Source organism: Clostridioides sp. GD02367 (assembly GCF_045900275.1).
Taxonomy (GTDB): domain Bacteria; phylum Bacillota; class Clostridia; order Peptostreptococcales; family Peptostreptococcaceae; genus Clostridioides; species Clostridioides difficile_A.
Map to the genome: position 1 here is coordinate 333,562 of NZ_JBJODK010000002.1, position 13,076 is coordinate 346,637.

Annotated in this window: 12 protein-coding genes; 9 read left to right on the forward strand and 3 right to left on the reverse strand. The window is 26.4% G+C overall.

The window, feature by feature from the left end; translation table 11 throughout:
* The first annotated feature begins 158 nt into the window (after positions 1-158).
* The gene (locus Q3223_RS03480; RefSeq protein ID WP_223195587.1) at positions 159-2,102 is read left to right on the forward strand and encodes a YARHG domain-containing protein; all 1,944 of its coding nucleotides are present in this window, start codon (positions 159-161) and stop codon (positions 2,100-2,102) included.
* A gap of 223 nt (positions 2,103-2,325) precedes the next feature.
* Here Q3223_RS03480 and Q3223_RS03485 read toward each other — a convergent pair whose 3' ends face one another.
* The 3 genes from Q3223_RS03485 to Q3223_RS03495 all read right to left on the reverse strand — a co-directional run bounded on the left by Q3223_RS03485 (position 2,326) and on the right by Q3223_RS03495 (position 4,818).
* Positions 2,326-3,501, reverse strand: a complete 1,176-nt coding sequence (locus tag Q3223_RS03485) for a GGDEF domain-containing protein (RefSeq protein ID WP_054276989.1) — start codon at positions 3,499-3,501, stop codon at positions 2,326-2,328.
* Positions 3,502-3,893: 392 nt separating this feature from the next.
* Positions 3,894-4,400 (reverse strand): ImmA/IrrE family metallo-endopeptidase, encoded by a 507-nt coding sequence (locus tag Q3223_RS03490; protein WP_054276988.1) that lies wholly within the window; start codon positions 4,398-4,400, stop codon positions 3,894-3,896.
* A gap of 76 nt (positions 4,401-4,476) precedes the next feature.
* Positions 4,477-4,818: a helix-turn-helix transcriptional regulator gene (locus Q3223_RS03495; RefSeq protein ID WP_054270708.1), complete on the reverse strand. Its 342-nt coding sequence runs from the start codon at positions 4,816-4,818 to the stop codon at positions 4,477-4,479.
* Positions 4,819-5,262: 444 nt separating this feature from the next.
* Between Q3223_RS03495 and Q3223_RS03500 the strand changes: the two genes are divergently transcribed.
* From Q3223_RS03500 to Q3223_RS03535, 8 genes are all read left to right on the forward strand, one after another.
* Entirely contained in the window at positions 5,263-6,627 is a 1,365-nt protein-coding gene (locus Q3223_RS03500; RefSeq protein WP_074179735.1) for a zinc ribbon domain-containing protein, read from the forward strand.
* Between the two features lie 21 nt (positions 6,628-6,648).
* Positions 6,649-7,140: a zinc ribbon domain-containing protein gene (locus Q3223_RS03505; RefSeq protein ID WP_054270706.1), complete on the forward strand. Its 492-nt coding sequence runs from the start codon at positions 6,649-6,651 to the stop codon at positions 7,138-7,140.
* 275 nt (positions 7,141-7,415) lie between these two features.
* Entirely contained in the window at positions 7,416-8,087 is a 672-nt protein-coding gene (locus Q3223_RS03510; protein ID WP_054270705.1) for an N-acetylmannosamine-6-phosphate 2-epimerase, read from the forward strand.
* A 69-nt stretch (positions 8,088-8,156) separates the two neighbouring features.
* A complete protein-coding gene (locus Q3223_RS03515; protein ID WP_054270704.1) occupies positions 8,157-9,038 on the forward strand; it encodes an N-acetylneuraminate lyase in 882 nt (293 codons plus the stop codon).
* Positions 9,039-9,070: 32 nt separating this feature from the next.
* Positions 9,071-10,573 (forward strand): sodium:solute symporter, encoded by a 1,503-nt coding sequence (locus tag Q3223_RS03520; RefSeq protein ID WP_054270703.1) that lies wholly within the window; start codon positions 9,071-9,073, stop codon positions 10,571-10,573.
* Between the two features lie 135 nt (positions 10,574-10,708).
* Positions 10,709-11,161, forward strand: a complete 453-nt coding sequence (locus Q3223_RS03525; protein WP_407811658.1) for a YhcH/YjgK/YiaL family protein — start codon at positions 10,709-10,711, stop codon at positions 11,159-11,161.
* A gap of 160 nt (positions 11,162-11,321) precedes the next feature.
* Entirely contained in the window at positions 11,322-12,125 is an 804-nt protein-coding gene (locus tag Q3223_RS03530) for a sialate O-acetylesterase (RefSeq protein ID WP_054276984.1), read from the forward strand.
* A 57-nt stretch (positions 12,126-12,182) separates the two neighbouring features.
* Positions 12,183-13,070, forward strand: a complete 888-nt coding sequence (locus Q3223_RS03535; RefSeq protein ID WP_054270700.1) for an ROK family protein — start codon at positions 12,183-12,185, stop codon at positions 13,068-13,070.
* The last annotated feature ends 6 nt before the right edge of the window (positions 13,071-13,076 follow it).

Here is a 13,076-nt window from a genome sequence, read left to right on the forward strand (position 1 = left end):
AAACTATAAAGTGATTTTAGATAATTATGGAAAAAATATAAATGAATTTGTAGGCTAGCTTTATATTACAAATATATAAGGCTATAGTATGAAAATGTGTAAAATGTTAAATATAAAAAATATTTATTACATTATCTATTATATGAGGGGGAGTAAGAATGTCTAAGAAATGGTTATTTATGGTTTTAAGTTTGGTACTTATATGCACAGGTTGTACAAAAAATAATTCTAAAAATAGTCAGGATAAAAGAGATAATTCTCTTATACTATTAAAAAGAGATGAGGATAATTCTGATGGTATGACAGATGTATATATAAAGACACAAGGTAAGGATGAAGAAAAAATAGCATCAGATATACCTATAGATACAAAGAGAGATTATATAAATGGGGAGCAATCTATATTAATTCAGGATAAAGAGAATAATTTGTATAAATACAATTTAAAAAAAGAAAAGGAAAAATTAGCATCAGACTTAATTTCTAGTGAACTTAACTCATATGAATTTATTCCTTCTTCAAAGACTATGGCATATATATCATCAGAAAATTCTTTGTATGTAAAGTATGATGGGAAAGACAAAGAAAAAATAGCCAATGATGTTGTATTATATAAGATATCTCAAGATGGAAAGTATATATATTATGTTAATACAGATGAAGAGTTATATCTATATAAAGAAAATGGAGATAAAGAAAAAATATCAACAGATATAAAAAATTTTGATATTATAAACAATAAAGGCGATGTGATATTTATAAATAATGATGATAATTTATACTTAAAAAGCTTAGATAAAAATGATAAAGTTAAGATTAGTTCGGATGTATCGAATTTATGGGGAGTAAAATCTGATGATGAAGATATTATGTATATAAGTGAGTATAATTATAAAGACTTAAAAGGAGAATTGTATTTATATAAAAATGGAAAAAGTGAAAAAATAGCATCAGATGTTAGGTCTTATAGATATAGAAATAATAAATTTTACTTTATAAATAGTGATGATGAATTATATGAAAAAGAAGTAGGAAAAGACGAATCTAAGAAAATAAAATCTGATATTGATTATATAAGTTTAATTAATGATGGTATTGTATTTATAAATTCTGATGGTGACATATATATCAAGAAAGATAATAAAGAAGAAGAAAAAATAGGAAATGACATGAAAGAAAATTCTAATTTATCTATTATTAATAATGATAAATTACTTTATATTAAATCAAGTGGTGAATTATTTTTAGATAAAGAGAAGATAGCAAGTGATGTGATTGGTTATTCCTTTAATTCAGAGAACATAGTATATTCTAGCAAGAATAAGGAAGTACATTTTTATAATATGAAGACTAAGAAAGATAAAGTTGAAATGAGTAATATACAAAAGTACTCAGAGATTTATTTAGAAAATGAATTGATTTATTCTAAAAATCTAGAGCCAAAAGATTTAAGTGGTTTTTGGAAGGCTGATGAGTATAATATATTTGAGTTTGAAGAACCTGATAAAATAAAACTTTATACTAAAAACCAAGAAGAAGGTAATTATACGATTAAATATAAAGTAGAAAGTTCAGATAGCAATAGTATGGTATTAAAAAGTAAGGATAGTTCATCAAATAAAAAACTGTCTGTAACTAGATATAATAGTAATGAAATTTCATTAGAAGCTGACAAAGTAAGTGGTACACTTAACAAAATTTCCAAAGAAGAAGCTGATAAATTTATCAAAAGCATAAATAATAAAACAAGTGATGAGAGTGATAAAGAAAAAAATAATACCAAGAATAGTAAAAGTGATTCAAATTCAGATTCTAACTCAAAAAGTAAAGAAGTAAGTTATGATGATGATTATATTATATATGATAGTGATTCAAGAGTTTTGACTAGAGAAGAACTCGAGGGTTATAGCAAAGGAGAGTTAGCCTATATAAGAAATGAAATATTTGCAAGATATGGGTATGTGTTTAAAGAAGAGCCATATAAGAGTTATTTTAGTAATAAATCATGGTATCAGCCAGATTATGATATAGGAGCTGATACAGATGTGTTAAATTCTATAGAAAAGCAAAATGTTTCGTTGATTAAAGAAATGGAAAATTAGATAATAATATATTTGAAAATATAACTTAGATTTAATGGTATAGCTTATAAATATTAAAATTCAAAATAATTAATATTCAGAAAATAATAAACCTATAAGTGAGACTTAAGTTTAAAAGTCTAATTTATAGGTTTATTTAATAGTGTTTACTTACTGTAAATATAAAAAAATTTTTCCTGAAAAATTTAAGCATGAAGGATTAATACTTTTATTTATATATTTTTTAATAAAATTCCACACAATTACGTCCTTCTTCTTTTGCAGTATATAGAGCTTTATCACAGTAACTTATAAATTCTTCTAATGTTATTTTTTCTTCAATTTTCTTTGTATAAACTCCAATACTAACAGTTACACATTTTGAAGGAACATCATCACGTTCAAAATGGCAATTTTCTATAATTTTTCGTAAACATTCTGATTTAAGTTTAGCATCTTCTTCATCACAGTTGAAAATACATATAAAAAATTCCTCGCCACCATATCGTATAGCATGTGCATTTTCAGAATTTGTAAAATCTAAAATTACTTTAGCGATACTTTGCAAGCAATAATCTCCTTTTTGATGCCCATAGGTATCATTAAATTGCTTGAAGTAATCGATATCTAGCATCATTCCAGTTATAGGTACTTGATTTGCATAGCTGATTAATTTTTTTTGTAGAATATCTTCAAGGTATCTACGATTATTCATTTTAGTTAGTTCATCTATCATAACTTTATGATTAAGTAAATTATTTATATGATATATTTCCTCATATTGTTGGCGAATTAGAAGTTTGTCATAATAAGTAAATACACGACTTCTATATAGCATTGTAGAAACAAAAATAGCAAGTGATGTTATAAAAAAAGTATTAACGATATTACTAAATTCATTACCTGGTATAGTTTGAATTCCAGGTAAGAAAAAGTTAAGAAATAAAAAGCATCCACCAAAAACTATTATTGATTCTCCGAATTTTAATACTGAAAAAGCCGCAGCTGCTAACATAATGTAACTAAATACACTTAAGTCATTTCCACCTAATTGGTCGAGTAGAGTAATTACACATCCCCATAGGCAGAAAAAGGATACATAAATTACCCATAAGTTTATATAAAAAGTGCAATATTCCTTTTTTTTATTCCAAAGATAAGAAAATACAAACATAAAGATTGAAGATACAGAAAACAGTGTTATGTACATACAAAAATACCATTGGCGTCTTGGAGTGGCAAAAGGGCCACCTTCTCTAGCTGATATTGATATAATCATAATTATTTGGGATATTATTATTATTATACAAATGATTTTCCCTGTATGATAAAGATAATTGCAAAGCTCTTTTTCAACGTTTTCTTTATGTTCTTTGTCTAGAGGAAATCCAAAAAATTTTTTTAATTTTTCTAAGTTCATATAAGCCTCCATTAAAAATAAAACATAAAAATAAGTATTCCTTTTCTTTTCTTAGATACTTGGAATACTTTATTAATAACTTAATTATATCAAAATATATTATGTGTAACAATCTAAAATTGTGTTAGATTGTATTTATTAATTAATATTAAATGAATTTTTCAATTAGTATTTTATTATAATTAAGTTTTATATTTATATAAAAGAGCAGATTAACTGCTCTTTATATATTTTTTTTATGTACAATATTATATGAATCTTTTTTATTCAGTTTATACTATGATATTATATTGATATTCTTACAATTACCTAGTTTTTATATACATTTTATTATAATTATATTTAAATATGTATTTGTTAGATGATAAACTATAAAAGTAGAATAAAAGAGTTTAAAAAATATCCTCATATATGTAGAAATTTGGTAAGCTAGTTAATACTAGGAATCTATTATTTCCTAAGTCTAACATGTTTTTCTTTCTTGATAGAAATTCTAATCTTTTTAATAAGAATTTTACACTAACTTGTAATTCCTCAGCTATTTCATAGACATTTGTGGCATATGAATTAATAACATGTATTATCTCTTCTTCTGCTATAAGAAATTCACCTGCCCATCTTAGAGCTTTTTCTTCAGTTTTATCTATCAATATTTTATTTTTGTAGCTGTTTTCTGAAGATACATAATCTCCTACACTGGTAAAATGATGTCCTAATTCTTCTGCTAAAATTTCTATTAGTTTAGTCTTATTTTGTTTTAATGAATTAAGTAGTGATATAATTTTTAGCCCTTGTTTGTTTATATACAATCCTTTTATGTCATCTGTTATTTTGTCAGTGTAGTAAATTTCTATTTCTTCATTTTTTGCTAAATCTAAAAGTGCGTCTAGTTTATTCATGGAAATCCCCCTATAAAAAGAATGTATTTTTGAGTTTTGTTATATATAAAGAGCAGGTGTGAACTGCTCTAAATATTTATTTTTTATATTTGCTTATTAAAAATTCTATATAATCATTAAGTTGCTCTTGAGCTTCTTCTGGTAAAACTTTGTTAGGATTAGATTTATGCGTTGCTACAGTATCGATGTGATTTCTAACAAGAGTTCTCCCTAAAAGATAATCAATAGATACATTAAAAAAATCTGCCCAATTTTCTAAAACGTTTATTTCTGGTTTTCTTTTGTTATTTTCATACTGTGATATTGTTGATTTATTAAAACTCGTAAGATAAACTTTATTAAATTTTTCAACAAGTTCCTCTTGAGTTAGATTCATTTCTGTTCTTAAAAGTTTAAACCTCTCACCAAAAGTTGACATAAATAAAACCCCCTTTATAAAAAGTATAGCATAAGTTTATGACAATGTTAACTTATTTCGGAAAAGTTAACAGAAAAGTGCATTTAAATATTGATAAGCTTTGTTTGTATTAAAACATAAACTATGTACTAAATTTATATAGTTATAAGTAACATAATAATAACTATTTATAACTTAATTTTGGAATCAAAAATAAATGGTGGCAAAACCTAACTTGCCATCATCTTGCCACTGAAAATAAAGAATAGAATAAATTTAAATTAAGCATAATAAAACATAAACAACAAAACTGACATTAATAAATTATTGAAATACCAACACTTGTTAAAAAATAACAACAATAAACAAATAAAATAGATAAATATATCCAATTAAGGTATAATTAAGTTTTATATGATATAGTTATATTTGATAATTTACAACAGTAAAACTTGGAGGGAAAAAATGGATGAAAAAAAAATAAATAATATGAATTATTCACATAATAACTATTCCAAAACAACAGGCGAACTAACTAGAAAAATAAAAAATAACAACTTCACACTTAAAAAGAAAGAAGAAAAAATTTGTCCTAGTTGTAGCAAAGAAAATAATTCTAAAGATAATTACTGTAAATTTTGTGGAAATGAGCTTTATGAAGTAGCATCTTTAAAACCATTTGAAACAAAATTAGACTTAAAATCTAAAATAAAAGAGCTTTCACATCATGCAAATACAAGAGGAATATTTTTAACAACCTTTACAAATGTATTTATATTATTTATTATTGCATTGATATTTAAAGCTGTAATAACTATTCAATTTAATGATATTAGTTATTTAATAAATCCAGCACATATAATTCTAGCTCTTAACTTGGGTCAGATTAGTGTATCTATGTCTACTATGATGGGTTCTGGATTTATAAATGCTAATATAGGATTGTTAATATTACTTATAATCCCTATTCTAGGATTAATAATATCAAATTTAATTTTTATGAGAAAAAGATGTAAAGACTCAAAAACTACATTAGCAAATTCATTAGGAGTTGGGATTCTTTATGGATTAATTTTAGCTGTTCTATCTGTTTTTACTAATGTAAAGACTGGTTCACATAGTATGTTAGAGTATGGCTATGCACTAGAATATAGTTATCAGTTTTTTAGTGTTCTTTTAAATGGATTTGTATTAGGATTTATATGTACATATATAACTAATTACAAAAAGAGTTATGAAAAAGAAAATATGTATATGTCTCTTTTTTCAAATTCTATAAAGATATTTATATTAGGATATGTTTTAGTATTGGCAATCCTATTTGTACTAACTGTATCTGATAGTAGCTACTTAAACGAATTAGATATGAGTAGTTACTCAAATGGAGCAAACTTATTTGCTATACTGCCACAAATAGCTAGTTATATGTGGGCTTTTGCAAATGGAATTTCAGTTACTATAATAAATTCAACAGTATCAATATTTAGTTTGGGCTCATCATCTCTATTTGGAGATACTAAATTAATGTTTTATGCAATGGGAGCTTTATCTGCATTAATACTATTGTTAAATGGATATAAATTGAGATTTAAGTATAACACAGATAATATCAAGCCTGTAATAGTGTTTAGTGTGTATTATGCATTTTTAATGGGTATGCTGGCTTTATTTAGCACATTTATACTTGATAGTAATATTAATTTCTTTAATACAACTAGTTATGGTGCAACTTTAATAATGCAATTTAAAGTATTCCAAACTATTATAATTTCATTTATATATAGTTTTGTGATATCTTTAATAGGGTATAAGCTAAACTCAGCTGATTAAATATGATTGGAGGAAATTTCTATGGAAGAAAATACTAAGAATACAGTAGACGATAAGTTTTCTAAAGTTAAGAAAAAATTTGGTAATGGAAAATTTAAAGTTGAATTATATAAAGAGAAATCAAAGATAAATAGAGAGATTGAGGATATTCAAGAAAAGAAAGCAAAGATATTCTTAGAAATGGGAATACTAACATATCAAAAAATTAGAGAAGATTCTCTTGATGATGAAAGTTTTGATACGTTTTGTGATGAATTATTAGAACTCGATAAGATAATCTATGAAAAAAATGTGGAAATTAACGAAATGGAAATCGCAGAAAGTAATGTAACTTGTGAATGTGGTTATGTTGGAAGTGTAAATGATAAATATTGTGCGGAATGTGGTAAAAAATTTGAGTTAGAAAATGAATCTGGTGATTTTATAGTTTGTGGTTACTGTGAAAGTGAAATCGATTCAGAGTCTGAATTTTGTCCATGCTGTGGTAGAAAAATTATAATGGATTTAGAGTAATATTGGGAAACCTATGTATAGTATACATAGGTTTTTTTATTGAAATAATTTAAAAGGAGTATTTATGAGAGTACTTATATAAAATGAAAATAAACACCAAAAAAATGAAATAAAATTTCTTTTAAATAAGAAAAACAAGTTAACTCATGGGATAAACTGGTAAAAATATAGAAATAAGAAAAAAATATGAAAAAATATTGCAAAGAAAAAGTTTTCATGTTATTATTAATACATAAATCAAGAAAATAAATTTCAGAAATGAGGTAATTGAAAAAATGCTAGATAAGGTAAAGGGTAAATTAATAGTATCATGCCAAGCTTTAGAAAATGAACCTCTTCATAGTCCTTTTATAATGGGTAGAATGGCTAAGGCTGCTATGGAAGGTGGAGCTGTTGGAATTAGGGCTCAAGGGGTTGATGATATTATTGAAATAAAAAAAGTTACTGGACTTCCTGTTATAGGTATTATAAAGAGAAATTATGAAGATTCAGATATATATATAACACCAACTAAAAAGGAGGTTGATGAGCTTCTGACAACAGGGTGTGAGATGATAGCTTTAGATGCCACTAATAGAGTTAGACCAAATAATGAAGATTTAAAGGAAATTATAAAGTATATAAAAGAAAATGGGGTTTTAGTAATGGCAGATGTTTCAAACTATGATGAGGCTGTTAAAGCTCAAGAGTATGGTGTGGACTGTGTTTCAACTACACTATCTGGGTATACTCCATATACAGAAGTTTTAGAAGGTCCAGACTTTGCACTAATGGAAAGATTAGTTAAAGATTTAGAAATACCTGTAATAGCTGAAGGAAAGGTAAATACTCCTCAAGATTTAAAAAAGGTATTTGAGTTAGGTGTTCATTCATCAGTAGTAGGCTCAGCAATAACAAGACCACAACTAATAACAGAAAAGTTTGTTAAAGCAATTGAAATTAATTAAAAATTAATTTATAAATTAAAAAATTATTATATTTAACTATATTTAAAAACTAAAATTGGAGGTAAGGATATGAGAACAACAGATATGAAGGGAATTTATTCAGCATTATTAGTTTCATTTGATAAGGAAGGAAATATAAATGAAAAAGGGTTAAGACAAATAATTAGACATAACATAGATGTTTGTAAAATAGATGGTCTTTATGTAGGGGGAAGTACAGGAGAAAATTTCATGCTTTCAACTGATGAGAAAAAAAGAATATTTGAAATAGCTAAAGATGAAGTAAAAGAAGAAATAAAATTAATAGCTCAGGTTGGTTCAGTTAATTTAAAAGAAGCTGTGGAACTTGCTAAATTTACAACTGATTTAGGATATGATGCTATAAGTGCTGTTACACCTTTTTATTATAAATTTGATTTTGAAGAAATAAAACACTATTACAATACAATAATAAATTCTGTAGATAATAGATTAATAATATATTCTATACCATTTTTAACTGGTGTTGATATGAGTTTAGAGCAATTTGGAGAATTATTTGAAAATGAAAAAATAATAGGTGTTAAATTTACAGCAGCAGATTTCTACTTATTAGAAAGAATGAGAAAAACTTTCCCAAATAAATTAATATTTGCAGGATTTGATGAAATGATGTTGCCAGCTACAGTTTTAGGAGTAGATGGAGCAATTGGTTCTACATTTAATGTAAACGGTATCAGAGCCAGACAAATATTTGAATTAACTAAAAATGAAAAAATATCAGAAGCACTTGAAGTACAACATGTGACTAATGATTTAATAACAGATATATTAGGAAATGGTCTATATCAAACAATTAAATTACTACTTGAAGAGCAAGGTGTTGAAGCTGGATATTGTAGACAACCTATGAAAGAAGCAACTGATGAAATGAAATCAAGAGCAAAAGAAATATACAGAAAGTATTTTTAATAAAATACTTTTAGTATGGGAGGATTAGTAAAATGGTAGGATTTACTTGGATAGATTTTGCAATACTGGTAGTTTACTTATTGGCAGTTTTATTTGCAGGGTTGTTATTTTCAAAAAAGGAAATGAAAGGAAAAGAGTTCTTCAAAGGTGATGGGACTATTCCTTGGTGGGTTACATCAGTATCAATATTTGCCACATTATTAAGTCCAATATCGTTTTTATCATTAGCAGGAAATTCTTATGGTGGAACTTGGATTTTATGGTTTGCACAATTAGGTATGTTTATAGCAATACCTTTGACAATAAAATTTTTCTTGCCTTTGTACAGTAGGCTAGAAATAGATACAGCATATGAATACTTAGAAATGAGATACGAAAGTAAAGGTCTTAGAGTAATTGGAGCTTTAATGTTTATAATATATCAAATAGGACGTATGTCTATCATAATGTATCTTCCATCAGTGGTTCTAGCTGGTCTTACAGGAATACCTGTAAATGTATTGATAGTAGTTATGGGCGTAATAGCAATAATTTATTCATATACAGGTGGATTAAAGGCTGTTTTATGGACCGATTTTATACAAGGGATGGTACTAATAGTAGGTGTTACAGGGACATTGTTCTATTTAATAGCAAGTATAAATGGTGGTTTTGGAACAGTGATGGATACACTTACAAGTGGACATAAATTCTTAGCAACTAATGAAGTTATGTTTGATAAAAATATACTATCTACAAGTGCATTTATAATATTTGTTGGAGCTGGTCTTAATACTTTTTCATCATATGTATCAAGTCAAGATATAGTTCAAAGATTTACTACAACAACTGATATAAAGCAACTTAACAAAATGACATATGGAAATGGTGTTTTATCAATGGGACTTGCAACTGTGTTTTATCTAATTGGAACTTGTTTATTTATATACTATACTCAAAATCCAGATTTAGCTCAAACAGTTCAGCAAGACCAAGTATTTGCATCGTATATAGCTTATGAATTACCAGTAGGTATAACAGGAATACTACTTGCAGCAATATATGCAGCATCTCAGTCAACTTTATCAACAGGACTTAACTCAGTTGCTACAAGTTGGACTTTAGATATACAAACTATAATAACAAAAGATATAAGTATGGAAAGACAAACTAAGATAGCACAATATATATCATTAGGTGTAGGTATACTTTCTATAGTCGTTGCAATAATCTTAGCAAATGGAGAAATAAAGTCAGCATATGAATGGTTCAATAGTTTCATGGGACTAGTTTTAGGAGTTCTGGCAGGAGTATTTGTGCTTGGAGCATTTTGTAAAAAGGCAACTAAAATGGGAGCTTATGTTGGATTTATAATATCAGCAATTTTGGTTGTTTATCTAAAATATCGTATGCCAGAAGTAACTTCTTGGGCATATTCTTTAATAACAATAACTACTTCTGTTGTAGTAGGTACAATAGTTAGTGCAATAGAAGCTAAGGTTAAAGCAAAAGTATCTTTACCAAGAGCTGAAACGACTGTTTATTATGAAAAATAATATGATGTTTAAATGATAAATTGTCTTATAGAGTGATTAGATAAATAATTTAGTTACTCTATAGGACTGTAGAATACAATTTATATGTAAAAGTATAAAAAAATGTATTTAAAATTATATAGGGAGACAATGCTTATGATATTTGGAAATATAAATCATAGTAAGACATATTCAACATTACATGAAGATTTACTTAGATGTTTCGAATATGCTAAAGAGAATTCATTAATAGATTATGAAAAAGGTACTTATACAATAGATGGTGATGATATTTTTGTGAATATTGTAGAGTATAAAACTTGCGAAAAAGAAGAAAGATTCTGGGAAGCTCATAAGAAGTATATAGATGTACACTTAATGCTTGATGGATGTGAAAGAATAGACTTAAATTTTATAGAAAATTTAGAGCAAAAACCATATGAAGAAGAGGGAGATTTTTTACCCCTTGATGGTAAAAACAATGGATATGTAGAACTTAGAAAAAATGATTTCTTAGTGTGTTATCCAGAAGATGCTCATATGGCAGCAATAAAAGTTTTAGAAAAAGAAAATATCAAAAAAGCTATTTTTAAGGTTTTGGTTAGATAATGAGGATTTATACAACCACTAAGGCTGAAAATAGTGATTTAACTTTCAGCGATTAGTGATATTTCGTAAATTTTAGTTAGATTACTATTTTCAGCCTTAGTTTTTTATAATGAAAATTGGATGTAATCAAAAAGTTAAAATTTTATAGAGGAGTTAAATCATGGAAAATATAGATGTATTTTTATTAATAGGACAAAGTAATGCCAGAGGATTAGGAAATCAAAAAGAGAGTGTTATTCCTAATGAAAATTGTTTTGAATATTTGAGTACTGATGAAATTATAAATATGAGGTGTGAGCTAGAGACTTCAGAAGGTGATGGTACTATAGCACCTGCATTTTCAAATGAATGGAATAAGTTCACTGGAAATAAAGTTTGTTTTATTCATAATGCAAAAGATGGGTCAAGAATAAAAAATTGGAATCATGATAATAACTGGTTTCTAAATGATACTATAGAAAAATTTAATGCAGGATGTAGTACTTTAAGTAAACATTATAATATACAAAGTAAGTATGTTATTTGGATTCAAGGTGAAAGTGATGCAAAATATGGTAGCGATGCTTTATACTATAAAGAAAGTTTAAAAAAGATTGCGTATAGACTTAAAAAAGAATGTATGATTGATAAAATGTTTGTAAGCTTAACTGGTTATTGGCTTGGAGAAGATGAATATTTTGTTAGAACTAGACGAATTGCAGCAGCTCAAGAATCTGCTTGTAATGAATGTGATATACTGTGTGTAGGAAGTAAAATTGCTATGCAATTTCATGATAAAGGCTTAACTATTGACGATGTTCATTATACTCAAGAAGGTCTTAATATCCTAGGAGAGGACTTATGTAAAAATATTTATAAGTATCATATAACTAAGGAAAAAAGTGTCTTAAGTGATACAATAGATTTATCAGAAGCAAGGAAATATATTTGTGAATTGGAAAAGATAAGTAAAAAATTTGTGTAATATAAAATTTTGAATAGAGTTGTTAATTTATAAAAATAATTTGTATGGAGATATGTTATGAAAAATTACGTTTGTATAGATGTTGGAGGTACTTCAATAAAATATGGATTTATTAGGGAAGATGGATTTATAATTGATAAATCAAGTATGGATACTGAAGCAAAGGAAAAAGGTGGAGAAGGAATATTATCTAAAATAAAACAGATAGTGAAAAAATATATAGAAGAAAATGACATAAGTGGTATATGTATATCTACTGCAGGTATGGTTGACCCAATTGAGGGGAAGATATTATTTGCATTGGAAGAGCTAATTCCAAACTATAAAGGTATGGAATTAAAAAAAGAGATAGAAAAAGAATTTAATGTAAAATGTGAAGTTGAAAATGATGTTAATTGTGCTGGACTTGGTGAGATGTGGATTGGAGCAGGAAAGGGTGCAACATCTTCTGTATGCCTGACAATAGGTACTGGAATTGGTGGTTGTGTTATAATAAACAATAAACTAATAAATGGATTTAGTAATAGTGCTGGTGAAGTAGGATATATGAATATAAATGGAAGTTCTTTTCAAGAGTTAGCATCTACTAGTAGTCTAGTTAAAAAAGTAGCAAAAATAAAGAGTTTAAATGAAAATGACTTAAATGGAAAAATAATTTTTGATTTAGCAAAGAATAATGACGAAGATTGTTTAAAAGAGCTCAATAATATGATAAAATCATTAGCAGTTGGAATCGCAAATATATGTTATGTAATAAATCCAGAAGTAGTAATTTTAGGTGGTGGAATTATGGCACAGGAGGAATTTCTAAAACCTAAAATAGACAAAGCATTAAAGGAGGTTCTTATAGATAGAGTTTACAAAAATACTAATGTAGAATTTGCAAATAGACAAAATGATGCAGGAATGCTTGGGGCATTATATAATTTTTTAAATAAAATATAAAGAATA